26 protein-coding genes are annotated in these 25,169 nt (G+C 70.4%); 12 read left to right on the forward strand and 14 right to left on the reverse strand.

Translation table 11 applies throughout. The features are described 5' to 3' along the window. The first annotated feature begins 100 nt into the window (after positions 1 to 100). Complete coding sequence (locus tag B378_RS0112305; protein WP_017344082.1) at positions 101 to 658, forward strand: DnaJ domain-containing protein; 558 nt, start codon at positions 101 to 103, stop codon at positions 656 to 658. A 27-nt stretch (positions 659 to 685) separates the two neighbouring features. Here the strand turns inward: B378_RS0112305 and B378_RS0112310 are convergent, their stop codons facing one another. Beyond that, positions 686 to 1,372 carry a molybdenum cofactor guanylyltransferase gene (locus B378_RS0112310; RefSeq protein WP_017344083.1) on the reverse strand — a complete coding sequence of 229 codons (687 nt, stop codon included), beginning with the start codon at positions 1,370 to 1,372 and terminating at the stop codon, positions 686 to 688. 139 nt (positions 1,373 to 1,511) lie between these two features. On the opposite strand from B378_RS0112310, the gene pdxS reads away from it, so the two are divergent. Continuing rightward, positions 1,512 to 2,420 (forward strand): pyridoxal 5'-phosphate synthase lyase subunit PdxS, encoded by a 909-nt coding sequence (pdxS, locus tag B378_RS0112315; protein WP_008367482.1) that lies wholly within the window; start codon positions 1,512 to 1,514, stop codon positions 2,418 to 2,420. Positions 2,421 to 2,775: 355 nt separating this feature from the next. On the opposite strand, the gene B378_RS0112320 is transcribed toward pdxS, so the two are convergent. The 5 genes from B378_RS0112320 to B378_RS0112340 all read right to left on the reverse strand — a co-directional run bounded on the left by B378_RS0112320 (position 2,776) and on the right by B378_RS0112340 (position 7,613). Beyond that, on the reverse strand, positions 2,776 to 3,252 hold the full coding sequence (locus B378_RS0112320; RefSeq protein WP_017344084.1) for a hypothetical protein: 477 nt from the start codon (positions 3,250 to 3,252) through the stop codon (positions 2,776 to 2,778). A 97-nt stretch (positions 3,253 to 3,349) separates the two neighbouring features. Then, a complete protein-coding gene (locus B378_RS0112325; protein WP_026046279.1) occupies positions 3,350 to 3,757 on the reverse strand; it encodes a hypothetical protein in 408 nt (135 codons plus the stop codon). Between the two features lie 447 nt (positions 3,758 to 4,204). Beyond that, the gene (locus tag B378_RS0112330; RefSeq protein WP_017344086.1) at positions 4,205 to 5,377 is read right to left on the reverse strand and encodes an ABC transporter permease; all 1,173 of its coding nucleotides are present in this window, start codon (positions 5,375 to 5,377) and stop codon (positions 4,205 to 4,207) included. After that, on the reverse strand, positions 5,374 to 6,153 hold the full coding sequence (locus B378_RS0112335; protein WP_017344087.1) for an ABC transporter ATP-binding protein: 780 nt from the start codon (positions 6,151 to 6,153) through the stop codon (positions 5,374 to 5,376). The genes B378_RS0112330 and B378_RS0112335 overlap by 4 nt, the downstream gene beginning before the upstream one ends. Further along, positions 6,150 to 7,613: a hypothetical protein gene (locus B378_RS0112340; protein WP_017344088.1), complete on the reverse strand. Its 1,464-nt coding sequence runs from the start codon at positions 7,611 to 7,613 to the stop codon at positions 6,150 to 6,152. The genes B378_RS0112335 and B378_RS0112340 overlap by 4 nt, the downstream gene beginning before the upstream one ends. A 232-nt stretch (positions 7,614 to 7,845) precedes the next feature. Here B378_RS0112340 and psmA point away from each other — a divergent pair, with 232 nt between their 5' ends. Together psmA and B378_RS0112350 are read left to right on the forward strand one after the other, a co-directional pair. Then, positions 7,846 to 8,643, forward strand: a complete 798-nt coding sequence (gene psmA, locus B378_RS0112345; protein WP_026046280.1) for an archaeal proteasome endopeptidase complex subunit alpha — start codon at positions 7,846 to 7,848, stop codon at positions 8,641 to 8,643. A 118-nt stretch (positions 8,644 to 8,761) separates the two neighbouring features. Further along, complete coding sequence (locus tag B378_RS0112350; RefSeq protein ID WP_017344090.1) at positions 8,762 to 9,160, forward strand: helix-turn-helix domain-containing protein; 399 nt, start codon at positions 8,762 to 8,764, stop codon at positions 9,158 to 9,160. Between the two features lie 338 nt (positions 9,161 to 9,498). Here the strand turns inward: B378_RS0112350 and B378_RS0112355 are convergent, their stop codons facing one another. Together B378_RS0112355 and B378_RS0112360 are read right to left on the reverse strand one after the other, a co-directional pair. Then, positions 9,499 to 9,882: a DsrE family protein gene (locus B378_RS0112355; protein ID WP_004596952.1), complete on the reverse strand. Its 384-nt coding sequence runs from the start codon at positions 9,880 to 9,882 to the stop codon at positions 9,499 to 9,501. A 2-nt stretch (positions 9,883 to 9,884) separates the two neighbouring features. Next, positions 9,885 to 10,130 carry a sulfurtransferase TusA family protein gene (locus B378_RS0112360; protein WP_004596950.1) on the reverse strand — a complete coding sequence of 82 codons (246 nt, stop codon included), beginning with the start codon at positions 10,128 to 10,130 and terminating at the stop codon, positions 9,885 to 9,887. A 122-nt stretch (positions 10,131 to 10,252) separates the two neighbouring features. Here B378_RS0112360 and B378_RS0112365 point away from each other — a divergent pair, with 122 nt between their 5' ends. From B378_RS0112365 to B378_RS0112375, 3 genes are all read left to right on the forward strand, one after another. Then, positions 10,253 to 10,549 (forward strand): hypothetical protein, encoded by a 297-nt coding sequence (locus tag B378_RS0112365; protein ID WP_026046281.1) that lies wholly within the window; start codon positions 10,253 to 10,255, stop codon positions 10,547 to 10,549. 63 nt (positions 10,550 to 10,612) lie between these two features. Beyond that, positions 10,613 to 11,461 carry a universal stress protein gene (locus tag B378_RS0112370; protein ID WP_017344092.1) on the forward strand — a complete coding sequence of 283 codons (849 nt, stop codon included), beginning with the start codon at positions 10,613 to 10,615 and terminating at the stop codon, positions 11,459 to 11,461. Between the two features lie 97 nt (positions 11,462 to 11,558). Beyond that, on the forward strand, positions 11,559 to 12,494 hold the full coding sequence (locus B378_RS0112375; RefSeq protein ID WP_017344093.1) for an acetamidase/formamidase family protein: 936 nt from the start codon (positions 11,559 to 11,561) through the stop codon (positions 12,492 to 12,494). Between the two features lie 6 nt (positions 12,495 to 12,500). Here the strand turns inward: B378_RS0112375 and B378_RS0112380 are convergent, their stop codons facing one another. Next, positions 12,501 to 14,540 (reverse strand): ATP-binding protein, encoded by a 2,040-nt coding sequence (locus B378_RS0112380; RefSeq protein ID WP_017344094.1) that lies wholly within the window; start codon positions 14,538 to 14,540, stop codon positions 12,501 to 12,503. Positions 14,541 to 14,708: 168 nt separating this feature from the next. Between B378_RS0112380 and B378_RS0112385 the strand changes: the two genes are divergently transcribed. Then, positions 14,709 to 15,071 carry a DUF5518 domain-containing protein gene (locus B378_RS0112385; protein WP_017344095.1) on the forward strand — a complete coding sequence of 121 codons (363 nt, stop codon included), beginning with the start codon at positions 14,709 to 14,711 and terminating at the stop codon, positions 15,069 to 15,071. Between the two features lie 366 nt (positions 15,072 to 15,437). Here B378_RS0112385 and B378_RS0112390 read toward each other — a convergent pair whose 3' ends face one another. Then, a complete protein-coding gene (locus tag B378_RS0112390) occupies positions 15,438 to 17,114 on the reverse strand; it encodes a tryptophan--tRNA ligase (protein WP_017344096.1) in 1,677 nt (558 codons plus the stop codon). Positions 17,115 to 17,206: 92 nt separating this feature from the next. Further along, positions 17,207 to 18,016 (reverse strand): hypothetical protein, encoded by an 810-nt coding sequence (locus tag B378_RS0112395; protein WP_017344097.1) that lies wholly within the window; start codon positions 18,014 to 18,016, stop codon positions 17,207 to 17,209. Positions 18,017 to 18,120: 104 nt separating this feature from the next. Here B378_RS0112395 and B378_RS0112400 point away from each other — a divergent pair, with 104 nt between their 5' ends. From B378_RS0112400 to B378_RS0112410, 3 genes are all read left to right on the forward strand, one after another. Next, a complete protein-coding gene (locus tag B378_RS0112400; protein WP_017344098.1) occupies positions 18,121 to 19,116 on the forward strand; it encodes a substrate-binding domain-containing protein in 996 nt (331 codons plus the stop codon). A gap of 71 nt (positions 19,117 to 19,187) precedes the next feature. Continuing rightward, the gene (locus B378_RS0112405; RefSeq protein WP_026046282.1) at positions 19,188 to 19,901 is read left to right on the forward strand and encodes an ABC transporter permease; all 714 of its coding nucleotides are present in this window, start codon (positions 19,188 to 19,190) and stop codon (positions 19,899 to 19,901) included. Further along, positions 19,901 to 20,653, forward strand: a complete 753-nt coding sequence (locus B378_RS0112410) for a phosphate ABC transporter ATP-binding protein (protein WP_017344100.1) — start codon at positions 19,901 to 19,903, stop codon at positions 20,651 to 20,653. Before B378_RS0112405 ends, B378_RS0112410 begins: the two co-directional genes overlap by 1 nt. A 479-nt stretch (positions 20,654 to 21,132) precedes the next feature. On the opposite strand, the gene B378_RS0112415 is transcribed toward B378_RS0112410, so the two are convergent. Further along, positions 21,133 to 21,684 carry an HIT domain-containing protein gene (locus B378_RS0112415; protein ID WP_017344101.1) on the reverse strand — a complete coding sequence of 184 codons (552 nt, stop codon included), beginning with the start codon at positions 21,682 to 21,684 and terminating at the stop codon, positions 21,133 to 21,135. Continuing rightward, on the reverse strand, positions 21,684 to 22,592 hold the full coding sequence (map, locus tag B378_RS0112420; protein ID WP_017344102.1) for a type II methionyl aminopeptidase: 909 nt from the start codon (positions 22,590 to 22,592) through the stop codon (positions 21,684 to 21,686). The genes B378_RS0112415 and map overlap by 1 nt, the downstream gene beginning before the upstream one ends. Positions 22,593 to 22,711: 119 nt before the next feature. On the opposite strand from map, the gene B378_RS0112425 reads away from it, so the two are divergent. Beyond that, positions 22,712 to 23,038, forward strand: a complete 327-nt coding sequence (locus tag B378_RS0112425) for a CGCGG family rSAM-modified RiPP protein (RefSeq protein WP_020480113.1) — start codon at positions 22,712 to 22,714, stop codon at positions 23,036 to 23,038. 6 nt (positions 23,039 to 23,044) lie between these two features. Here B378_RS0112425 and B378_RS0112430 read toward each other — a convergent pair whose 3' ends face one another. After that, positions 23,045 to 25,096, reverse strand: a complete 2,052-nt coding sequence (locus B378_RS0112430; protein WP_020480114.1) for a histidine kinase N-terminal 7TM domain-containing protein — start codon at positions 25,094 to 25,096, stop codon at positions 23,045 to 23,047. Positions 25,097 to 25,169: the final 73 nt, after the last annotated feature.

A 25,169-nucleotide genomic window follows, 5' to 3' on the forward strand; every position in this document is an offset into this window, starting at 1 on the left:
CCGGGCGGCCGCGGGCATAAACGGTACGGAGGCGGCGGGAAGTAGCGTGAGCCTCGTGGGGCGCCGAGAGCCTTACGGTCCTCCGCCCCCGAATACGGCCGTGACGAACCGAACGATCGTCGTGGGGCTCGCCGGAGCGTTCGTCGGCATGACGGCGCTGCTCCTGATCGGCGGGGTCGTCCTCCACCCGATCGCGCTGGCGCTCGCGGTGCCGTTCGGCGCCGTCTCTTACTTCCTCTGGTACCACGCCAGCGGGCGCCTCCACGACCAGGCGCGGCGGTCGGCCGAGGCGGCGGGCCCGACGGAGCGCGAACGCGCCAGACAGCGCGCTCGCGCCGAGGCCAACAGGGAGCGCGCCTACCGCGCCGCCGGCACGGACGGCGGTCGCGGTCCGAATGCGGGTCCGGGGACGGGGCAGCGCGGCGCTCGCGGTCCCGGCGGAACCGGGGCCCGAGACCCGCGCGACCGCGCGCCGGCGGCCGACCGGATGAGCGAGCGGGAGGCGTACGAGACGCTCGGGCTCGATCGGACGGCCGACAGCGAGGCGGTCCGCCGGCGGTACCGCGAGCGCGCGAAGCGGCTCCACCCGGACGGGGAAGACGGCGACGAGGAGGGGTTCAAGCGGCTCAACGAGGCGTACGAGGTCTTGAAGAACTGACCGAGGTTCGCTGCCTGTCGCCGGCTCTCACTTCGCCTCGACGGCGTCGGCGACCGCCCGCTCGGCCTCGTCGAGTTCGGACTGCGTGTTGACGTTCGTGAAGGTGCGCTCGGTCGTCAGCGACCGGATCGCCTTGTCGTCGACGACGACCTCGTCCAGTTGGTCCACCATCGCGAGCACCTTCCGGTCACCCCGGTCGAGCGCGCGGTCGCAGGCGGTCGCGGCGGGTTCGGTCGCGTAGACGGCCTGCGTCGTCTGGTACCAGCGGTCGTCGAGCCGCGGGACCGCGGCCTCGACTCCCGGCTCCGCGGCCATCTCGCGCAGGGAGGCGAGGAACGACGGGTCGACGAACGGCATGTCGCAGGCGACGACGGCGGCGTAGGCGTCGGTCGCGGCCCGGCAGGCGTTCCGGATCCCGGCGAGCGGTCCGAGGTCCGGTTCCTCGTCGAGCGCCCAGCGGACGGGGAGTGGGAGACCCGACAGGGCCTCCGTGATCGCATTCCGTTGGTCGGGGCGGCAGTTGACGACGAGCTCGTCGACGAGGGGGTCACCGCCGCTCGCGCGGTCGGCGCCGGGCGGGACCGGGTCGTCGGTCCCGGCGAGCCGGTCCGCGACGCGGCGGATCATCGGGACGCCGGCGATCGGCGCGACCGCCTTGTCGGCGTCGCCGAAGCGCGTCGAGCGGCCGCCCGCGAGGATGGCTCCGGTGGTCACGCCCGCGGCTTGGACGGCGGGGGACTTCGCGGTTGCGGTGGCGCCGCGCGCGGCGAGCGGACGGGCCGCGAACGACGCTCTCGCCCGTCTATCCGCCCGAAAGCGACCCGTTAAGTGGCCGGCGACCCAACCGATATTCATGCCAGAGGCAACGGATCTGGAGGAGCTGAAGCGGGGGACCGAGCTGGTCAAGCGCGGCTTCGCGCAGATGCAGAAGGGCGGCGTGATCATGGACGTCGTCAACCGCGAGCAGGCACGCATCGCGGAGGACGCCGGCGCGGTCGCGGTGATGGTGCTCGAACACGTCCCGGCGGACATCCGCAAGCGCGGCGGCGTCGCGCGGATGCCCGACCCCGAGCGCGTCCCGGAGATCATCGACGAGGTGTCGATCCCGGTGATGGGCAAGTCGCGGATCGGCCACCGCAAGGAGGCGGAGATATTGGAGTCGCTCGGCGTCGACATGATCGACGAGTCCGAGGTGCTGACGCCCGCCGACGACGAGTACCACACCGACAAGCGCGACTTTACCTCGCCGTTCGTCTGCGGCGCCCGGAACCTCCCCGAGGCGCTCCGCCGGATCCGGGAGGGCGCGGCGATGATCCGGACGAAGGGCGAGGCCGGGACCGGCGACGTGAACCAGGCCGTCAAACACCAGCGCACCATCAAAAACCAGATCCGCACCCTCACCGGTCTCAACTACGAGGAGCGCGAGAAGTGGGCCCGCGAACACGGCGCCCCGCGCGACCTCGTCCACGAGACCGCCGAGGCCGAGCGGCTCCCGGTCGTCAACTTCGCTGCGGGCGGCATCGCGACGCCCGCCGACGCCGCGCTGATGATGTACCACGGCTGCGACGGCATCTTCGTCGGCTCCGGCATCTTCGGCGCGGAGGACCCCGAGGCGATGGGCACCGCCATCGTCGAGGCCGTCAACAACTGGGACGACCCGGACGAGCTCGCGCGCATCGCGAGCGGCACGGGCAAGGGGATGAAGGGCCAGTCCAACGAGGACATGGAAGAAGAGGAGAAGCTTCAGGGCCGCGGCGTTTAAATAGGTCTTTTCGGCAGCGCGGCGACTTCTTATAAATGGAACTGCGGTGGCGCGTGCCTGTGAGGCCGCCCCGCGGCCGAACAGCACGCGCGAGGGAGTCGGTGGCCCGGAGCGAAGCGGAGGGCCACCGACGAGGCTGGGGAGGTGTGAGGCGCGGTCGCTGTGCGGTGCGGGGTGGGACTCAAAGGGGCAGGCGTGAGGACGAAGCACGCCGCAGTAAGCACCGCAGCGAGGGAGCGAGCGAAGCGAGCGACTGAGCGAGGCGCGCAACAAGGCGCGCGAGTCCTCACGCCTGGGGCTTTGGAGGCGTCCCCCGTCGATACGCAGTCAACGGTTTATAAACGAGAAACCACGCTCATCGAGATGCGCTCGTTCGCGTCGAGAGTCGACTAACAGCCACCCCGGCCGCATACCCGACGAGCCCGATCACGACCGCGAACAGCAGTCCGTATTTAAACCCGTACTCGATCCCGCCGAGCAACTCCGCGCGTGCTGACTCGTACCCGTAGCCCAGCATTCGCGGGTGGTTGTACCGCGTCGACTCCGCCCAGCGACCGGTGAGGGAGCCGACGAGCGGCGGGAACGCGAACCACCAGAGTCCGACGAGCCACAGCGAGCCGACGGCCGGGACCAGACCCGCACCCGCGAACCCCGCCGCGATAGCGATCCCGAGCGCCAGCGCGATCCAGCCGAGGGAGAGCCCGACGTCCAACCCGAGCGCAAATCCGAGGGAAGCGAGCAGGAGGAGGCCAACCACCGCCAGCGCAAGCAGTCCCCTCGCCGGGGAGGCGCCGACGAGGTGCGGTGAGGTGCGCACATTTTCGAGGACCATGCCCGGCAGGTGCGTCGCCGCGCGCAAAAGCCGTTTGGGGGGCTCAGGAGTCAGTCGGACCACAGCGAGGGCGGTCGATGAAGTCGACGGGAGCGGCTCACCGCTCGTCGTCGTCGTACACCCACGCCCCGACGACCTCCTCGTCGCCGTCGCGACGCCAGCGGACCGTCACGACGTCCGGGAACCGGATCGAAATCTGTACCGCTTCCCCGTCGATCGCGTCGTCCGGGTCGAGGTCGTCGTCCAACTCGGCCCACGCGAGGGTGTCGGACTCGCCCGCCTCGTAGTCGGTGCTGACGTTGGTCACGAACACGTCTCCCGCGCGGAGCCGCTCCGTCCCGCCGGTGTGTTCGATGGTCAGTCGGTTCGGCGCGTCGTCCGCGCCCTGGTACTCGAACGCGAAGCAGGCGAACTCCTCGCAGTCCGTCAGTTCGCGGTACCCGAGGGCGCCGAACCCGACCGCGCCCGCACCGAGGAGGATGACGGCCCGCCGCTTGGGGGACATAGACAGGGCCGCGTCGCGGCGATACATAGGCGTTTGGCTGGGCTATCGTCTTTTATAAATAGCTGACAGTGAATCGACGGCGGACACCACCAAAGCCCCAGCCGCTCACTTATAAATAACCGACTGTAGATCGGCGGCGGACACCTCCAAAGCCCCAGTCGCGAGGCGGGCGCACGCTCGCTGCGCTCCTCACTCGGTCGCTCACTTCGTTCTCTCCCTCGTTGCGGTGCTTACGTCGCCTGCGACCGCCTCGCGACTGCCCCTTTGAGTCCCCACCCCGCACCGCTCCGCACCGCACCTCACGCCTCCCCAGCCTCGTCGGTGGCCCTCCGCTTCGCTCCGGGCCATCGACTCCCTCGCGGTCGGCTCGCGCCCTCCGGGCGCTCGCCGGCGCGCCGGTCTGTTTATAACTGAGACGAGAGTACTACCGGTCCGATTCCTTCCACCTCAGTTCCGCAGCGCCTCGACCGGGCGCTCGTTGGCCGCCTTCCACGCGGGGTACGCGCCGCTGACGATCCCCACGCCGACGCCGAACACGAGCGCGAGGAGGAGGTAGTAGCCGTTCGTCGGGTCGATCACGAGCGCGGCGTCGACGGCGGGCGTCGCGACGACGAGGCCGGCGACGAGCAGCACGGTGAGCAGCGTGCCGGCCGCGGCGCCGGCCGCGCCGATCAGCCCGGCCTCCGCGAGCAGGACGCGGAGGACGTCGCGGCGCGCGACGCCCACCGCGCGCATCACGCCGATCTCCTGCCGGCGCTCGACGGTGCTCATCAGCATCACGTTGAGGATCGAGACGCCGGCGACGACGAGGGAGATGGCGCCGAGCCCGAGCAGGAACGTCGAGAGCAGGTCGAAGAACTCGTTGATCTCGTCGACCAAGGCGGCCAGCTCGAACAGGTCCACGCGCTCCTGCCGGGCGTTCACCTGCTCGCGGATCGCGTCGGCGGCCGCCCGCGCCTCCGCGCCCGAGTCGGAGATCACGAGCGCCTGCGCGTAGCCGTCGGCCGAGAACGCGGATTCCGGCAGGAAGACGGCGTCGTCGGGCGCCACCGGGCTGAACGTCTGGCTCTCGACCAACACCGCGATCACCCGCACCTGCGAGCCCGCGATCTCGACGGTGTCGCCCGCGCCGGCGCCGAGGTCCTCGGCGATGCCCGCCCCTAAGATCGCGCCCTGCCGGTGGCGCTCGGGGAGCCGGCCCTCGGCGGCCTCGTACGCCAGAGCCGGCTCCTCGATCCCGTACACCGTCGCGAACGTCTGGTCGCCCTGCCGCGCGACCGTGGCGCTGTCGGAGTACAGCGGGACGACGGCGGGCTCGCCGACCGCGCGCCGGATCGAGGCGATGTCCGCGTCCGACAGCGACTCCACGCCCGCGTCGTTGTTCGGCGAGACGACGACCTGCGTGCCGATGTCGCCGATGGCGTCGTCGGCGCCCAGCGCAAGCACGTTCCCGAAGATGCCGAGCGCCGCGACCGCGAGCACGCCGATACAGACGCCCAGCACCGCCAGCACCGTCCGCACGCGGTTCCGGCGCAGGTTCCGCGAGGCCATCGACACCGCGGGCCGCCAGCCGCGCAGCCAGCCGGCGGGTCCCGTCCCGCTCGCGTCGCCGTCGCTCATCGGTCGTCCCCCGTCTCGCCCTCCGGCGGCCCGTCGGTCGGCAGTCCGCCGGTCATCACGCCGTCGGTGAGGTCGACGACGCGGTCGGCGTACTCCTCGACCAGCGGGTCGTGGGTGACCGCGATGACGGCGACGCCCTCCGACTTCACGCGCTCGAACTCCGCGAGGATCGACTCGCCGGTCTCCGTGTCGAGGTTCCCAGTCGGCTCGTCCGCGAGCAGCACGGCCGGCTCGTTGATCAGCGCGCGGGCGATGGCGACGCGCTGCTTCTGTCCGCCGGAGAGCTCGCTCGGCTCGTGGTCGAGCCGATCGCCGAGCCCGAACCGGGCGAGCAGGTCGGCGGCCCGGCCGCTCGCGTCGCCGGCGTCGAACGCGGTCGGCATCGCGACGTTCTCGACGGCGGTCAGCGTCGGCAGCAGGTGGAAGTCCTGGAAGACGAACCCGATCGACTCCTTGCGCGCCCGGGTCCGCTCCGCGACGGAGAGGTTCGTCACGTCGACGCCGTCGAGCAGTCGCTGCCCCTCGGTCGGGTCGTCGAGCAGCCCGAGCACGTTCAGTAGCGTCGACTTCCCCGAGCCGCTGGGGCCGACCACGGCGACGAACTCGCCGGGCCGGACCGCGAAGTCGACGGCGTCGAGCGCGACGACCGGCTCGCCGCCGCCGCTCGGGTAGCGCTTGACGACGCCCCGGAGTTCGACGGCGTAGTCGCCCCCCGCTTCGGCGTCTGTCGTGCGGTCGGCCGCGGCTTTCGTCTCCGGGACTGCGTCGCCGCTCACGGCGCCGACCCGTCGCGTCGCCGCCCCGTCGACCCGCCGATCCGTCCGGTCCTGACCGCGAGGCCGACCGCGCCGGCGAGGCCGACGAGCGCGATCCCGCTCGCGACCGCGCCCGCGGCGCCCACGCCGCCGACGCCGATCCGGCCGAGCGTGCCCCCAGCCTCCCCGTCGTCGTCGGGTTCGGGCGCCGCCACCGTCAGCGTCTCCGTGTACCGGACGCCGCGCTCGGTGTAGGCGACGCGGATCGGGATCTCGTCGGCGACCGAGGCGTTCACCGCGGTCGACAGGTCGAACCCGACGAAGTCGCTCGCGCCGAGCGTCCCGACGAAGTACTCGCCGCCCGCCGGCGTCGGCTCGACGCCGGGCGCGTCGCCGACCGAGACCACCGCGCCCGTCATCTCGCCGCTCCCCGCGTTGCCGAGGTTCGCGTCGACGACGACCGCGCCGTCCGCGGTCTCCCGCACCGTCGCGTCCGTCACGGTCGGCGTCGCCTCGCGGACCGGGTACGTCACCGTCGACTCCGCGGCCCGGTCGGCGCCGCGCTCGTTCCGCTGGTCCGTGTCGGCGCGGAACGCCGCGGTGACCGTCACGTCCGACCGCCGGTCGAGCGGCCCGAGGTCGACGATCACCCGCCGCTCCTCGCCGGGCGCGACGTCCTCGACGACGAACGGGCCGACGTCGACCGTCTCCGCGCCGTCGCCGCCGTCGCCGGATCCTTCCGCACCGTCGCCAGACCCGTCCGCGCCGCCCGCGCCGTCGACCGCGGTCCCGACCGCTCGGAGGCTGACCCGGTCGGCGGTCGTCGTACCGGTGTTGACCACGGTCACCTCAACGGGCGAGTCGGCGATCGGCGGCGACTCGCCTTGGCCGCCGGCGTCGCCCGTGTCGAGCCCGCCGCCGCCGCCGAAGATGCCCTGAATGCCGCCGACGCCGAGGTCGCCGGCCGAGCCGTCGCTCCCCTCGTCGGTCCGGAGGTCCTCGGGGTCGAGCGCGCGAGTCCGGAGGTCGAGCGCGACCTGCGTCGGCCGCACCTCGATCACCGTCTCGCGGCTGACGGTCACGAACTCGCCGCTCGTCGACTGGTTCGCCACTGCCTCGACGGTGAGCCGCTTCGCGCCCGGCTCGTCGAACGCCGTCCACAGCGTCGCGTCGAGGGAGTCGCCAGCCGAGAGGGCGCCGACGCCGGAGACGCTGTCGAGCACGTCGCCGTCCGCGTTCCGAACGCGGACCTCGGTGACGTTCGCCGCCGCGTCGCTGCCCCCGGAGTTCGAGACGGTGACGTTCAGCGCCGTCCGCTCGCCGACGGTCGGGTCGCTCGGCGACGCCCCGACCTCGCCGACGGTGATCCGCGCGTCCGGTACCGCCGCCGCGCCCCCGACCGCGAAGGCCCCGCCGACGGCCGCGAGCAGCGCCAGCGCGGCCAGCAGCGCGGCTGTAGTTCTTGTGTGCGTCAATGTCATATCTCCTAAGCGACCGCCGTGGATATATCCGTCGGCGACGGAAGCGGGCCCGTGGCGCCGCTTTGCGGTGGACGCGACGGCGGTCCGCGCGGGGCCCCTCACGACCGGCGACCAGCCGGACTTCGGGGTTTCGGCGGCCTCCGAGACGTACCGGTTACGGACCCTTTTTCAACGGCCCGACGTAAGGAAGGGTAATGAGCGAACGCGACACCGCGCGAGCGGGTGATGGGCGATGATGGGGAACAACGACCAGCAGGCGTACGACCGCGGCACGTCGCTGTTCTCGCCCGACGGGCGCATCTACCAGGTCGAGTACGCCCGCGAGGCGGTCTCGCGCGGCGCGCCGAGCGTCGGCGTCCGGACGACGGACGGCGTCGTCTTCGTCGCGATGTCTCGCCCCTCCTCGTCGCTGATGGAGGCCGAGAGCATCGAGAAGCTCCACAAGCTCGACGACCACGTCGGCACCGCGAGCGCGGGCCACGTCGCCGACGCCCGCCAGCTGATCGACCTCGCGCGCCGCCAGTCGCAGGGGAACCGCCTGCGCTACGGCGAGCCCGTCGGCGTCGAGACGCTGACGAAGTTCGTCACCGACCACATCCAAGAGAACACGCAGCGCGGCGGCACGCGCCCCTACGGCGCCGCGCTCCTCATCGGCGGCATCGACGACGGCGAGCCGCGCCTGTTCGCCGCCGACCCCTCGGGCACGCCCAACGAGTGGAAGGCGACCGTCATCGGCGGCGGCCGGCAGGAGATTCAGGGCCACCTCGAAGACGAGTGGACCGACGACCTCTCGCTTTCGGACGGCATCGAGCTCGCGGTCGCGGCGCTGGCCGCCCACGACGACGAGTTCGAGCCCTCGGACCTCGCGGTCGCGACCGTGACCGAGGCCGACGGCTTCCGGACGGTCCCGGTCGAGGAGGTCGAGGCCGCGTTCGAGGCGGCGGGCCTCGACGTCGACGACGAGGAGGACGATGAGACCGACGCGGACGACACCGACGCGGACGACACCGACGCGGGCGCCGGCGAGTAGCGGCTCCGCCCAGACGCCCTCGACCGGCTAACGGTCGGCGTTCGTCGGCCGAGTGCGCGGAATTGTATACCTCACACACAACACTTTTAGCGCCGGGACGCCATACGTACACTGTAAAATGCCCGATTCGATGTCCGAACAGCTCCAACGGGACATGGAGTGCGAGGGGTTACTCGAGTGTTTCCACGGCCTGAAGCAGTTAGACAAGGACTGCTACCAGACGCTCGTATCAGCCGACGAGGCGCTCACGATCGACGAGGTCGCCGAGCGCGTCGACCGGGAACGCTCCACCGCCTACCGTGCGGTTCAGCGGCTCCTCAAGGCCGGCTTCATCCAGAAAGAACAGATCAACTACGAGCAGGGTGGCTACTACCACGTGTACATGCCGACGGACCCGTCGCAGATCGCGGACGACATGCAGCGGCTGCTCAACGACTGGTACGCGAAGATGGGACAGCTCATCGGCGAGTTCGAGGACAAGTACGAGCAGCCCGAGCGCGCTACCGTCAAGAACTGACCGAGCTTCCGCAGCGGCCGACCGAGCTACCCCAGCGGCCGACCATTCGGTCGTGACGCGGCCCGACGCGCGGAACTCGGCGTGCGAGCGGTCGGTGTCGGTATCGTGTCGTTTCTTCGGTGGAGCAGTCGGCTCGCGGTCAGATTCTTGTTCCGGCGGTCGGTGCGATTCGGACGGCGTCGCGCGCGGCTCTCCGTTTCCGGTCGCTGTACCGCTTCGAGCGGTTCCTCGCGGTCCGGACAGATCTCTTCAGCGGGCGCGTGTGCGGTTTACCCACAGCTTTCGAAGACGAGTGTGACGGGGAAAACCGGGGGAGGGGAGTGACGCGGCGCCGACGCTCAGAACGTGAACACGTGGTCGGCCTCGTCGGCCGCTTCGAGGAACGTGACCGCGCCGGCGAACTGCGTCGTCAGGTCGTCGTCGATGGCGTCCTGCTCCCACTGGAGCATGTCCAGCGTGGTCGTACACGCGACCGAGGTGACCGCCTCACCGCCGTCGGCGATCAGCTGGTCGAGCATGTCGTAGGGGTTCGGCATCCCCTCGTCGAGGAGCGGCTGGACCGAAGAGAGGTCCTTCTCGCCCTCCAGCAGGTGCGTCAGCCCGTCGAAGGTGAAGTAGAGGAACACGTCCGTGTCCATCGTCAGCGCGACGTGGCCGAGGTTGGTCGCCATCGCGAGGTTCTTCGGGTCGTCGTCGGAGATGATGATGCCGATTTCGTCCATGCTCACTCCTCCTTGCGGACGTAGTGGGTGTACACGTCGTCGCCCTCCTCCTGTTCGAGGAGCGTGACGCCGTCGGTGCCGGTCGCCCATCCGTCGATGTCGCTCACGCTGCCGGGGTCGGTCGCGACGACCTCCAACACCTCACCGGGGGCGAGGTCGTCTATCGCGCCCTTCGTCTTCACGATGGGCATCGGGCAGCTCAGTCCTTTCACGTCCAGGGTCTCCGCGATGTCGAGTTCTGTGCTCATGGGTCAGTTGTTTGTACGCAACAGACAATACTCTCTGTGATGGTTTTAATCTTGCGCATCTAAATCAATACTAGGTAGAACCGCCGCGACGACCGACGTCGGATCGGTCGGACCCGGTGCCGATGGCGGCACTTACGGTCGTCGGGGCCGAAGCGGGTCCCATGGCGACGACCGTTCGGGTTCGCTGCACCGACTGCGCGTACGAGGAGTCGTTCGACTCGCTCCGCCGGGCGCGGACCGCGCTCGACGAGCACGAACGCGCGACGAGCCACGCCGTCGACTGGGAGATCGGCGGACTCTCTTCCGGGGTCGAGCGCGCGGGCGACGACGCCGGCGTCTGCGGCCGAGAGGGGTGTGCGAACTCCGACTCGCCGCTGCTCGATCACGACCCGTCCGCCGCCTCGGACCCGAGCGACTGAGTCCGCTTGTCGTGTGTATTGTACAACAAAAACAATATTACCGTCGGGGACGAAGGGGTAGGTATGCGTATCGTATTCGCGACGGACCTCTCGGACGCGAACGAGGCGGCGATCGAGTCACGGACCTGTCTCGACTGCCTCGACAACATCGGCGTCACGGAGGTTCATCTGCTGACGGTCGTCCCGGACAACGTCTCCAGCGGGCTGCCGGGGATGGACGCCGCCACCGACGCCCGCGAGGCGCTCGCCCCGCAGCGCCGCGTGTTCGAGCGCGCGGGGTTCGACGTGGAGACGCACGTCGCCCGCGGGACCCCGCACCGGCGCATCAACGGCTTGGCCGAGCGCCTCGACGCCGACATGATCGTCGTCGGGTCGCGCGGCGAGGCCCCGCTTCGGAACCGACTCATCGGCGGAACCGTCCGCAACGTCGCGCGGACGGCAGTCAGACCCCTGCTCGTCGAGCGAATCGAGGAGACGCCCGACGGCCACGCGGTCAGGAAGGAACACCTGTTCCAGAACGTGCTGTATGCGACCGACTTCTCCGAGAACGCGGCGCGCGCGTTCGACTTCTTCCCGGCGCTGACGGGCGCGACCGAGCGGGCGTCCCTGCTCCACGTCGGCGGTCGGGAGGACTCGGCGTCGATGCGGGACGCCGAGGAGCGGCTGGACGAACTGGCGAGCGACCTCCGCGATCAGATGGGGATCGACGTCGAAACCAGCGTTCGGTCGGGGAACCCCGTCGAGGAGATCACGGCCGAAGAGGAGCGCGTGGGCGCGACGACGACGCTCATCGGCGCGCGCGGGACGAGTCGACTCCGGCGCCTCCTCCTCGGCAGCACCGCTGAGTCGATCGTCGCGCGCGGGACGAACAACGTCCTGCTCGTCCCGCCCGAAGCGACGCCGTCGCGGTGACGTTGCCGCAGTGACTCGGTGCGGTGACGTTGCCGCAGTGACTCGGTGCGATGCCGGCGGCCGAGGTTTTTGGCAACGGCGCGTCCAAGACGACGTGATGACACGCGAGACGATCACGCACCGCGACGGCCACGTGTACGAGTTCGGACCCGAGATGGACCCGGTGTACGAGGCCGCCGACGGCGAGTCGCTGACGGTCGAGACGGTGGACAGTCTGAACGGCGAGATTCAGGCGGACGACGACCTGCTCGACGCGATCCCGGAGGAGGTCAACGCCGCGACGGGACCGATCGCGGTGGCGGGCGCGAGCCCCGGTGACGTTCTCGCGGTCGAGATCGAGGACGTGCGCGTCGCCGAGGACCGCGGCCGCGTGCTCACCGCGCCCGGATTCGGCCTGCTTCAGGACGACCCCGATATCGACCACCCCGCGACGCGGATCACTGAGGTCGACGGCGGCGACGCGAGCGGCGCCGCGGACGAGGCGGGAACGATCGACTTCGAGGGGATCGACGTGCCGATCGAGCCCGTGATCGGGACGATCGGCGTCGCCACGGGCGGCGAGACGGTCTCGACGCTCACGCCCGACGACCACGGCGGCAACCTCGACACGACCGACGTGACCGGCGGGACGACCGTCTACTTCCCCGTCTTTCAGGAGGGCGCCATGCTGGCGCTGGGCGACGCGAAGGCCGCGATGGCCGACGGGGAAATGTGCGGGACCGGCGCCGAGATCGCGGTCGAGGTCGACGCGACGCTCTCGGTGATCGAGGATCCCGCCGTCTCGCCGAACCGCCCACTTCTCGACACCGGCGACGCGGTGAAGACGCTCGCGAGCGCCGAGACGATGGAGGAGGCTGTCGAATTAGCGAACGGCGACATGCTGGATCTGCTGGCGCACCACCACGGCTTCTCGCGCACCGAGGCGTACCTCTTCTCCAGTCTCGTCGGCGGCTTAGAGATCAGTCAGGTGGTCGACCCGCAGGTGACGGCGCGGAACGCGGTGCCGAGCGAGTACCTCTCGCTGCCGTTCTGATCGAGTTCAGCGCTCCGACCGCTCGGCGAACCGCCGCGCGGCGTCGCTCAGGCCGGCGTCGGTCGCCGTCTCGCTCTCGTCGCTTTCGACCTCGTCGATGTCGGCGTCCGGCGCGTCGGTACCGGGGTCGGCGCTCCCGCCGTCGGCGCTCCCGCCGTCGGCGGTGACGTCGGCGTCCGCGTCGTCGGCGTCGAGTCCCACACCGTCATCGGGTCGGTCCCCGACTTCGGACGGGTCGGCGTCCGGCGGGTAGTTCAGCTCGGCGGGCGGGACGAAGACGCGCTCGACGGCGCGGACGATCTCGGCGACCTGGTCCTCGTCGAGGCGGTCGGCGTACGCCTCGCGGACGAGGTCCGGGACCGCGTAGGCGTAGCTGCCACGGCCGGCGTGGCGGATGAGCCCCACGCGCCGGATCGGCCGGTGGCGGCTGTACGCGTGGCCGGAGTCGCCGTCGCCGCCGGCGTCGATGTGGGCCGCGACGGGGTCGCTCGCGCCCTCTCGGCGGTAGTGGCGGAGCATCCCGCGCGAGAGCTCCGGGAGCGCCTCGATCCGCGACCGGAGCTCCTCGATGACGGCCTCTCGGGTGCCGAGTTCGATCGCGTCGTCGAACCGGAGCGCGCTCTCGGCGACGTCGTCGCGGGTGACCGGGTCGACGTCGTCGGGCGTGCTCGACTCGGATTCCGGGGCGGGCCCCGCGGCGCCGGCGTCCGCGGCGTCAGCATTCGTGGCGTCGGCGTCCGCGGCGCCACCGTTCGAATCGTTGGTGTCCGCGGCGCCGCTGTCGTCGACCTCGGCGCCGCCGTCGGCGGCCGAGGCGCTCGATTCGGTTGCGGTCTCGGCCTCCGATTCGTCCGCCTCCTGCGCGCGCTTCTCGGTCGCGGCGACCGCCTCGTCGTACGACTTGAGTACGGACTGGTCGTCGTCACCGTCGCGGGCGGCGTCGGCTCGCTCAGGGATGCCCGCGGCCCGACCGCCGCCGCCGCGGTACGGCGCCTCTGCCTTGCCCAGCAGCGCCTGCGCGAACTGGTCGGCCATGTCGCTCAGGTCGCGGGCCTCCTCCAGCTCGCGTTCGAGGTCGGCGATCCGCCGGTCCTTCTTCTCTAACTCCTGTTTGAGGTCCGCGATCTCGGACTCGCGGCGCTCCTTCTCGTCGGAGATGGATTCGAGCTCGCCGACGAGGTCGCTGGAGACCGACTTCAGCTCGGGGCGCTCGAAGTCGTCGAGCCCGGGGGTCGCGCCCGCGTCGAACGTCTCCTTGCGGTGGAACTGGATCCGGCGGATCGACTCGTCCCAGTCGGTCATCAAAAAGGCCTCGCCGTCGCCGAGGTCCTCGACCGCGCTCGCGTACTTCGAGCCGAGGATGCGCCCGACGACCTTCGTGTCGTTGTCCCAGGTGAGCCGGTGCCAGCAGAGCCAGTCGCACTGGGTGATGAAGTCCTTTTTCACGTCGGCCGGGCGCTGACTGATCCCGACGATGCCGAGGCCGTGTTTCCGGCCGCGCTTGCCCACCTTGATCAGCATCTTCCCCGTCTCGTCCATCCCGCCGCCCTCGGGGATGTACTCGTGGCACTCCTCGATGACGAGCAGGAAGGGCTTCTTCATCCGCTTCTCCTTCGCGAACAGCTGTTTGACGACCTCTAAGAGGAGCTCGTTCGCCGTCTCCTCTTCGAGGTACCCGGAGACGTCGAGGATGATCGGAACGTTCTGCTCTAAGGCGAGGTTCGCGAGCTTCTCGGCGTGTTCGGGGGAGACGACGATGTCGCACTCGTCGTCGGCGCCGGCGTGGAGGATCTCGTACTCCTCCTTCAGGCCGTAATACTCGCCGTCCGTGTCGACGATGAGAACCGGAAAGCCGCTGTCGAGCAGGTTCTCGATCACGACGGACGCGGTGTTGCTCTTGCCGGACCCGCTCTTGCCCGTGATGAAGGACCGGCCGGTGAGCACGTCGACGACCGGGAGTTCGACCGGAGAGCCGGGTTCCGCCGTCGCGTCGCCGCCGATCCCCTCGCTGACGTCCGCGACGTGGATCGTCTCCTCCTCGCTCATACCCGTGAGAGGTGGCGCCCGCCTCATAAACTATCGCCTCGCTCGTCGCGCGGTGGTGCCGGCCGCGAGGTGAGCGCGAGGAGACCGCGAGCGGAGCGAGACCGCAGCCGCCCGCGCCGCGTTCCGCGGTCCGCAAGACGTATGCCGCCGCCGGGAGTCTGACCGCGCATGGACACCGAAAACACCCTCCTCAACGCGGTGGTCGGCGCTATCGCGTCGGCCGTCCTCTCGTTTACCGGTATCTCACCCCTCCTCGGCGGCGCGGTCGCCGGGTATTTAAACGGCGACGACGGGCTGCGGGTCGGCGCGCTCTCCGGCGCGATCGCGTCGATCCCGATCGTCGGGCTGCTGCTGCTCGCGCTGGTGATCCTTCCGTTCCTCGGAGTCTTCGGGTTCCCGCTCGAACTCGGCCTCGCGGCCGGGGGGATCGCCCTCGTCGCGGTCGTCATCGTGTTGGGCGGCGTCGCCTACTCCGTGGTGTTGAGCGCGCTCGGCGGACTGCTGGGCGTGTACGTGAAAAACGAGCTGTAAGTCGGCCGCTGGTACTTATAAAGAATGTATTGTAGATCGGCGGCGAACACCTCCAAAGCCCCAGTCGCGAGGCCGCAGTACGCTCGTTGCGCTCCTCGCTCGCTCCGCTCGCTGCGGTGCTTACGTCGCCTACTGCGGCCTCGCGACTGCCCCTTTGAGTCCCGCCCAGCACCGCAACCTCACGCCTCCCCAGCCTCGTCGGGCGCTTCCTTCGGGCTCCCTTCGGTCGCCCTCGGAGCGCCCGACTCCCTCGCGCGGTGCCGTTCGCGGCCGCCGGTGGCGGCCGCTCACGGGCACGCGCCACCGCGCTATTCATTTATAAACAGCCATATACAGAATCCGCCCGCGACGCCGAGCGGAGCCGCCTCAGTGCTCGCCGCCGGTGCCGCGCCGGTCGGAGTCGAGGTCGATGTCGAGATCGTCGAGGAGTTCCTCGGCCTCCGCGCGCTTCTCCTGATGGTCTTCGAGGAACTCGCGCATGAGCTCCGCGGCCTGCTCCTTACAGCCGCCACAGAGGCGCTCGCCGTTGACGCACTCGGAGTAGACGGTCTTGGTGAGTTCGTCGTCGTCGCCCGCGAGCAGGTAGGCGTACAGCTCGTAGACGGGGCACTCGTCGGCCTCGCCGCCGAGCTCGCGCTGCTCCTCGGCGGTGTCCCGGCCGCCCGTGGTCGCCGCCTTCACCTTGTCGTAGCCGTCCTCGGGGTCGTCGAGCAGGGAGATGTGGCTCGCGGGAATCGACGAGGACATCTTCCCGCCGGTGAGCCCCGTCATGAAGCGGTGGTAGATCGAGGAGGGCTGCCGGAAGCCGAACCCGTCGTGGTCGATCTCGACCTCGCGGGCGACCGACTCGGCTTCGCCGCGGGTGAGGTCGAACGCGTCGACGTGCCCCTCGAAGACCCGTTTCTCGCCCTCTACAGCCTCGATCAGCGCCTCGAACGCCTCGTCGGTCGCGTTGCGGTCGAAGAAGCGCACGCGGGGGCGAAGGGGTTCCTTCCCGCCGGCTTCGAGCTTGTCGAGCGCGGTCGACTTCGCGGCCGCGAGGTCGACGCTCTCCCGGTCGCTCTCTGGCGGCTCGTAGTCGGCGAGCCACGCGGCGGCGTCCTCGCAGCGCACGTCCGCGTCGCCGTCGGCGTCGTCCGCGGCGTTCCCCGCCGCGAGCGCGTCGTACGCGGCCCGGACCAGCCGTCGCTCGTCGTCGTCGAGCTCGAAGGAGGCGAACGCCTCGGTCACCTTGAAGTAGCGCACGCGGGTCGCCAGGTCGCGGGTGAGCCGGACGTGCGGGTCCTGGTCGGGGCCGACCGGGATGACGGTGGGCTTCGGCTCGTCGACGAGCTGGGGGTAGAGGATGTCCGCGGTCTGAGTGATGACGCTCTGCATGTGCGAGATGTTCGTCTCGCCGTCGAAGCCGTAGATCGCCTCGAACTCCGAGAAGTTCGCCTTCGAGCCGAGCTCGAAGCCGAGGTCCTGGACCGCGCGGTTGTCCGACTGGCGGTACAGCTCGCCCTCCTCGGCGTCGAAGCCGAGCGCGAGGAGGCTCAGGAGGTAGTTGCGGGCGTGCTCGTCGATCTCGTCCCACGACATCCCCCGCGCGGAGTGTGCCTCCAGGTCGGCGATGAGGCCGAACGCGTCGCCGCCCTGCTGTTGGTGCCAGATGATCTCGTCGAACACGAGCTTGTGGCCGATGTGCGGGTCGCCCGTGGGCATGAACCCGGAGAGCGCCGCGAACGGCTCGTCGTTCGCCATCGCCTCCGCGACCGCGTCGTACTCGCGGTGCCCGAAGATGACGCCCCGGCGCATCAGGTAGTGCGGGTCCGGCACGTCGTCGGCGACGTCGTCGAACGCCTCGATGCCGAACTCCGCGAACAGGTCGGCGTAGTCGCCGACCGACGCCGACCCCCACGGGTCGAGCGCGACGTCCTCGGTCGGCTCGTCCGCGCGCTCGGTCCCGCCGTCGGTCCGGGGGGGCGTCGGCGGCCCGCCGGCGGCGGCGGACTCGCGTCCGTCGCCGCCCGGCGTCGCCCCCTCGGAGGTGTCCTCGTCCATACCACCTCTCCCGTCGGTCGACGCAAAAACCGTTCGCTTGCGCGGGAGCGGTTGGCACGCGTCGGGCGGGGGCGGCTGTCCCCCGCGTCGGGTCACTCCGCCTGCGGCACCAGTCGCGTCGCGGTCGCCTTCCACCGGATCGAGACCGGGTCGCCGCGGGCGAGGCCGAGCCGCTCGATGCTCTCGGCCGTGATCAGCGCGGCGACCGCGACCCCGTCCGAGCCCCCCTCGGCGTCGTCCGCCTCGCCCGAGTCCGCCGCCGCCCCTACCGCGATCCGAAGCGTCGACACCGTCTCGCCGGGGTCGACGGCGGAGATTCGCCCGTTGAGGCGGTTCCGCGCGCTCGTCGCGTCCGGGTCGACCGCGTCGGCCGCGTCGTTGACCGTGACCGCGTCGGCGCCGATCCGGACCTGGACCGCGTCGCCGACGGCCACCGTCCCGCGGTCGTCGCCGGAGTCGTCGGCCTCACCGCCTCCACCGTGGAGCCCGGAGAGCTCGCCGACCGGGGTGTCGACGACCGCGAGCTCTCCGTCGACGGCGGTCACGGTGCCGTCGAGTACCGTCTCCGGCACCGCCGCGGTCGCAGCGAGGACGGCCTGGAGCCGGTCGTAGCGGTCGAGCAGCGCGCGGCCGGACGCCGCGAGCCGGCTCCCGCCGCCGCCCTCGCCGCCGCGGCGCCGCTCGACGAGCGTCCCATAGGCCTCCTCTAAGTCCTCGATCCGCGAGAGCGCTCGGGCCCGGGAGCGTCCGAGGTCCGCGGCCGCGCCCGCGACGGACCCCGCCGCGTCGACCGCGCGCAGCAGCGCCGCGTCCCGACCGTCGAACTCGACGCCGTCCTCGATGAGCGCGGCGCGGCCGCGACCCGCCGCCGCGTCCGGATCGGATTCGGTCGGCTCTCCCATGTCCCGCGGTTGCGGCCGGGCCGTGATGGCGTTTTCGACCGGCCGGGACCCCTCGCTTGCCGCGGCACGCAACTTATATGTGGGACCGCACCACCGTTGTATCTATGCTGATACAACGACGGAAGTTCGTGGCGGCGCTGGGCGCCGGAGCGGTCGCGAGTACGGCCGGCTGTTCGTCGACGGACGGCGGCAACGGGGACGGAGGCGACGGGGGGAGCGGCGACGGAAGCGGGGGTAACGGAACCGACGGCGGCGAAAGCCCCGAGGAGTCGATCGGCGTCGCCGGCGAGACGCTGACGCTCACGACGACGACGAGCACGTACGACACCGGGCTCTTAAACGAGATCCACACGGACTTCGAGGAGATGTACGGCGTCACCGTCGACGCCGTCGCGCAGGGGACCGGCGCGGCGTTGGAGACCGCCCGCAACGGCGACTCGGACATCGTGATGGTCCACGCCCGCGGGCTCGAAGACGAGTTCATGCGGAATGGCTACGGGATCAACCGCCGGGATCTGATGTTCAACGACTTCGTGATCGTCGGCCCCGAGGACGATCCGGCCGGGATCGAGGGGATGGGCTCCGCGACCGACGCGCTCACCGCCATCGCCGAGGCGCAGGCGCAGTTCGTCTCCCGCGGCGACAACTCCGGCACGCACACGAAGGAGCTGAACCTCTGGGAGGCCGCGGGGACCGAGCCCGGCGGCGACTGGTATCAGGAGACCGGCACCGGGATGGGCGAGGCGCTGAACATCGCCAACCAGCAGGGTGCGTACACGCTCTCGGACCGCGGGACCTACATCTCGCAGCGCTCGGAGATCGACCTGACGATCCTCGTTCAGGGGCCGATCGAGGACGGCCCGGAGATCCTCGCGAACCCGTACGGGATCATGGCGGTCAACCCCGGCGTCCACGACAACGCCAACTACGACCTCGCGATGGCGTACATCGGCTGGATCACCAGTCCGGAGGTCCAGGAGTCCATCTCGGAGTACCAGGTGAACGGCGAGCAGCTGTTCTTCCCCAGGGCGGTCTCCGAGGACCCGGACTTCCAGCAGTACGTTCCGGAGGGTTGGAGTAGCGACGACTCGGACGAGTAGCCGTGCCATCCGCAGCGACCGCACAGCTCGGACCGACGCTGTTCGAATCGACCGCGCGCCCGGCGTTCGCCCTGCTCGAATCGACCGCGCGCCTCGCGCCGGCGCTGCTCGACGTCTCGTTCAGGGACGGGTACGTCGGGAGCGTCATCGCCGTCTCGCTGTACGTGAGCCTCACCGCGGTGGCGCTGAGTACGCTCGTCAGCGTCCCGGCCGCCGTCGCGATCGGACTCGCCGACTTCCCCGGGAAGGGGTTCGTGAAGTCGGTGGTCAACACCGGAATGGGATTTCCCAGCGTGGTCGTGGGGTTAGTCGTGCTGTTCGCGGTCTCCAACCAGGGGCCGCTCGGGTCTCTCGAACTGATCTTCACTCGCGAGGCAATGATCATGTCGCAGTTCGTCCTCGCCACGCCCCCGATCACGGCGATCAGCCTCGCGGCCGTGGGCGGCGTGGACGACGGGGTCCGCGACGCCGCCCGCGTCCTCGGCGGCACGCGCGTCGACGTGGCGCTGGTCGTCGTCAAGGAGGCGCGGTACGGGATCGCGACCGCGGTGCTCGCCGGCTTCGGCCGGGCGATCAGCGAGGTCGGGTCGGTGCTCATCGTCGGCGGGAACATCACGAGCGCGTCCGGCATCTCGAAGACCCGGACGCTGACGACGGCCATCCAGCTCGAAGCGCGGCAGGGCCAGTACGAGACGGCCATGGTTCTTGGCGCCGTGTTGGTCACCCTCGTGTTGACCGTCAACGCGATTGTCGTCCGCTTCGGCGACCGGGGGGTGACCGGCTGATGCTCCGCGCGACGGACGTGTCCCTGTCGTACGACGAGGAGGCCGTGTTCCGCGACCTCTCGATCGAGGTCGGCGAGGGTGAGGTCGTCGCTGTCATCGGCCCCTCCGGCGTCGGCAAGACGACGCTGCTCCGGACGCTCGCGCTCGCGCTCGAACCCGACGAGGGTGCCGTGACGCTCGACGGGACCGACGCGTGGGCGGTCGACGAGGCCGAGCGACTCGCGCTGCGCCGCCGCGTCGGGATGGTGTTCCAGGAGGCGAGCCTCTTCGACGGGACGGTCGCGCGAAACGTCGAGTACGGGCTTCGGGTCCGGCGCTCGTGGAGCGACCGGCTCGCCTCGGTGCTCCGGCTGAACGGCGCCGCCGACGCGGTCCACGAGTCCCTGGAGGTCGTCGGGCTGGCGGACAAGACCGACCAGCCGGCCGACTCGCTCTCTGGCGGCGAGGCCCAGCGCGTGTCGTTCGCCCGCGCGCTGGCGTACGAGCCGGACGCCCTGCTGCTCGACGAGCCCACGTCGGACCTCGACCCGCGGAACACGGCCGTCATCGAGGAGGCGATCGGCGAGGCGAGAGACAGGGGGATCGGCGTCGTCGTGGCGACCCACGACATGCACCAGGCTGAGCGCGTCGCGGATCGCGTCGCAGTGCTGTTGGACGACGGCATCTCGGAGATCGGGCCGACGGAGTCCATCTTCGAGGATCCCGAGAACGAGCGCACCCGGAAGTTCATCTCGGGCGAACTGGTGTACTAATAAATATCGAGGAGTGACGGGAGCCGAGTCGGATCCGGCGATCTGAGATAGGTGATCGACGACGCTGCGGCGAATACCTCCAGAGCCACGGCCGTTCACTTATAAATGACTGACTATGGATCGACCGTGAACACCGCCAAAGTCCCATTCACTCGTTTATAAATGATTGACTATGGATCGGCGGAGAACACCGTCAAAGGGGCAGTCGCGAGGACTCGGGGGCCTTGCTGCGCTCCTCGCTCACTTCGTTCGCTGCGGTGCTTGCTGCGGCCGCCTTCGCCCTCGCGACTGCCCCTTTGAGCCCCACCCGACCGCAACCGCACAGCACCTCACGCCTCCCCAGCCTCGTCGCTGGCACCCTCCGCTCCGCTCCGGGAGCCAGCGACTCCCTCGCGCGTGCTCCTCGCGGCCGCCTTCGGCGGCCACTCGGAGGCACGCGCCACCGCGCCGGTTATTTATAAGCGATCGACACCGCCGCTTCAGACGTCGAAGTCGAGTTCGACCGCATCGCCCGCGTCGGCGTCGCCCGAATCGACGACCGCGTCGTCGGCCGCGAACCCGTCGTGGAGGTGGTCGTAGGTGCGCTCTATCGCCTCCACGATCACCTTCGTGTCGCCGGTGACGGGCATGAAGTTCGTGTCGCCGCTCCACCGCGGGACGACGTGCGTGTGGAGGTGGTCGACCGAGCCGCCGGCGGCGTCGCCGCCGAGGTTCTGTCCGGTGTTGACGCCGTCGGGGTTCATGTCGCGGCCCAGCGCGTCGAGCGTCGCCGCCTTCAGCTTCGCGTGGTCGAGGAGCGCCGCGTCGTCGAGGTCGGTCGGATCCTCGACGTGCTCGTCCGGGATGATCATCGCGTGGCCGGGGTTGTACGGCGCGTTGTTGAGCAGGACGTAGTTGCGGTCGCTTCGCGCGACGATCCGGGCCTCGCGGGCGTCCTCGCGCTCCGGCAGGACGCAGAACGGACAGCCGTCGATCGGGTCGGCGTCGCGCTCGACCCACTCGATCCGCCACGGCGCGAAGATCCGGTCCATCAGTCGTCGAAGCCGTGGATGCCCGCCGTCGTCACCTCGACGCCGTCCTCGGTGACGAGCAGGGTGTGCTCCGCCTGGCTCACTAAGGCGTCGTCGTCCTCCTTCAGGACCGGGTAGCCCTTGATCGCGTTCGCCTGCTTGAGCCGGCGGAGCGCCATCTCCGCGCGGTCCGTCTCTAACCACCGCGCCGCGAACGGGAGGTCGTCGAACGCCTCGATCTCTTCGAGCGCCTGCCGCGCCCGCCGGTCGCGCACGCTCGCGGAGCCCTGCTGTTCGAAGATCTCCTCGACGGTCCCCTCGCCGACCTTCCCGCGGCCGTCGGTGGCGAACGGCTCGATGGCGACCGCCTGTCCCGGCTCCAGTTCCACCGACCGGTCGACGCCCCGGTTCGGCACCGTCGGACCTGTGTGGGCGTCGTACCGCTCGACGCCGTGGCCCGAGAGGTTGAGAACGGGCGTGTAGCCGTACCCGCGGATCACGTCCTCGATCGCCTGCCCCACGACGCCGACCTCGACGCCGGGGCCGGCCTCGTCGAGCGCGGCCTCCAAGGCCATTTCGGCGGCCTCGACGAGCTCCGGGTTCCCGCTGTGATCGACCGTCACCGCGGCGTCCGCGATATAGCCGTCGACGTGGACCCCGACGTCGAGACACACCATCTCCTCGCCGAACTCCGTCTCGTCGTCGCGGCCGGGCGTCGCGTGCGACGCCTCCGGGTCGACGCTGATGTTCACCGGGAACGCGAGGCCGGCCCCCTGCTCGCGGACGAAGTCCTCCGTCCACTCGGCGACCTCGAGGTGGGTCCGGCCCGGTTCGACCATCTCGCGGGCCTCGTTCACCGCCTCGACCAGCACCGCGCCCGCCTCGCGGTAGCTCTCGACCGCGTCCTCGTCCAGAGGTCCGTGACTCATGGCTCCGGGTTCGGCGACCGCGCGCAAAGAGGTTGCGGAGAGCGATCATCCGAGCGCTGGCGATACGTTCGAACATGTTCGCTCGAAGAGGGAGAAGGCTCGGGCGCGTACGGTCGTCCATGTCGAGTACACCCTCGGACCACGGCGACAATCACGACCACGACACCGACCCGGTGACCGACCACGTCCACGAGAACTCGTGGTCCGCGAACCTCGAAGGCCCCAAACACGCGGACGACCGCGACCTCCTCGTGCGACAGGCGATCGAGGCGGTCGAACACACGGCCGCGGGCAACCACGTCAACCTCGTCACCCACGGCGACCACGGTCACCCCGAGGAGTACCTCTTCCCGGCGCTCGACGTCGCGTTCGGCGACGAAGACGTCGACTGGGAGTACGTAGAGCAGTGCGGCTGCGGCGGGCACGTCGTTCGCGTCCACGTATAGTCCGACCTATCCGCTTTCGCTGTCCGCCCGCGGAAGCCACATCCGCACCACCGTCCCGGTCGGCTCGCGGGTGTCGATCTCGAGGTCGCCGCCGGACTCCGTGACGATCCAGTGTACGAGCCAGAGGCCGAGGCCGCTCGCGTGTTCGAGCGCCGTCTCCCGCGCCTCGGAGAACACCGTCCGCTCGACCGGCGGGATCCCCGGGCCGTCGTCGGCCACGTCGATTCGGAACCGGTCGCCGTCGGCGACGACCGTCGCCTCCACGTGCGGGTCGTCGCCGTCGTTGTGGACGACGGCGTTCTCCAACACGTTCCGGACCGCCGACTCGAGCAGTTCGTCCGCGGAGACAACGGCCGAGTCGGGGATGGTGACGGTCACCGTCGCCTCCGGGAACGACGACTCGAGCGACTCGCAGAGGCGGTCGACCAGCTCGGCGAGGTCGATCTCGGTCCGTCCGGCGTCGCTGTGGAGCGCGACGTCGATCTCGCGGGCCTGGTCGCTGAGGTGGGTCAGGGTCCGCACCTTCCGGTCGATGATGTCGAGGTAGGGGTCGCCCTCCTCGTCGACGTGGTCGCGGAGCAGGTCGGCGTACCCGCCGATGACGTTGGTGTCGTTTTTCAGGTCGTGTCGCAGCACCCGGTTCAACACCTGAAGCCGCTGTTCGTACCGCCGGGCGTCCGTGACGTCGGTTGCGGTGATGACGACCTCGCGCGTGTCGGCGAACAGTCGCTCGATCACCGTCTCGAACCGGCGCCAGCTGCCGTCGGCGCACGCGATCCGATGCGTGAGCGACTGCGGTTCGGCGCCTTCGAAGGCGCGCTCGAAGGCCTGCTGCGCCTCGCGCCGGTCCTCGGGATGGACCAGGTCGATGACCGGGCGTCCCTCGATCTCGTTCGGCCGGTGGCCGATCAGTCGCTCTATCGACGGGCTCACGTACCGGACCAGCCCGTCCTCGCCGCAGACCGCGATCACGTTCGGCGACTTCTCGATAAGCGCGCGATAGCGCCGCTGGAGCGTCTCCCGCTCGGTCACGTCGCGGAACAGCAGGACCGTCCCGCCGCGGGTCGTCCCCGGCCCCGTGATGTCGTGGACGTCGACCGTCAGGAACCGCGGCGCGCCGTCGCCGTCGACCGTCACCCGGAACTCGTCGTCGGACGCCGCCTCCGCCACCGCGTCGGCGACCGACGGGACGTCCGCGAACGCCTCGTCGGCGTGGACGCCGAGCTCCGCGTCCGGGAATAGCGCCTTGGCCGGGTCGTTGTTGTCGACCACCCGGCCGTGGGCGTCGCAGACGACGACGCCGTCGGAGAGGTTCGCGAACACCGCGTCGCGAGCGATGGGGGAGACGTCGAGCAGCCGGTACCGGAACACGACCCACGCCAGGAGCGCCGAGGTCCCGCTGAAGGCGATCGGCGTGAAGTCGACGACCCCGTTCTCCGGCCCGACGAGCCCGGCGATGCCGGCCGCGCCGAGCGCCAGTGGCGCGACGCCGGCGACGAAGAGGACGGCGGCCTGCCGGCGGAACACGCCGTCGCGGGAGACCGCGGCGTAGCCGAGGACGGCGTAGGTGAACAGGTTGACCGCGTAGGTGTAGCCGACGAACCCGAGCAGCGCGGGCGTCGGCGCGTACTCCAGGACCCGGAAGCCGCCGGCGTCGACGAGGACCGGATCGACGTAGAACAGCGGGTCGACGCCGACCGTCCAGACGGCGACGGCGAAGGCGACGGGGACGACCCAGAAGAGCGCGAAGCGGCGCCGGTCGAGCCACGCGGTTCGGTCGACGTACGAGAGGACGAAGGCGGGCCACGCGACCGCTAAGCCGGCGGAGCCGAGCCAGACGAAGCGGTTGAAAAACAGCGTGAGATCGAGCGACGTCGCCGACAGCTGGGCCGCGTACGCCAGCGACCAGACGCCGGCGGTGCCCGCGACGCCGACGAAACTCCGCAGGAGGGCGTGGCCGCCGCGCGAACGGTTCCCGACCGCGTACGCGGCGAACGCGAAGGACGCGACGGCCGCGACGAGCAACGGAACCGTGTACGGCGTCGGTTGCCACGCCATCGATACCGATAGGATGCGAGAGCCCGGTAAAAAGGGACCGAATCCCCTAACCCGTTTGAGAAGAGTAGGTTCG

It is taken from the genome of Halorubrum sp. T3, from assembly GCF_000296615.1.
Classification (GTDB): Archaea; Halobacteriota; Halobacteria; order Halobacteriales; family Haloferacaceae; genus Halorubrum; species Halorubrum ruber.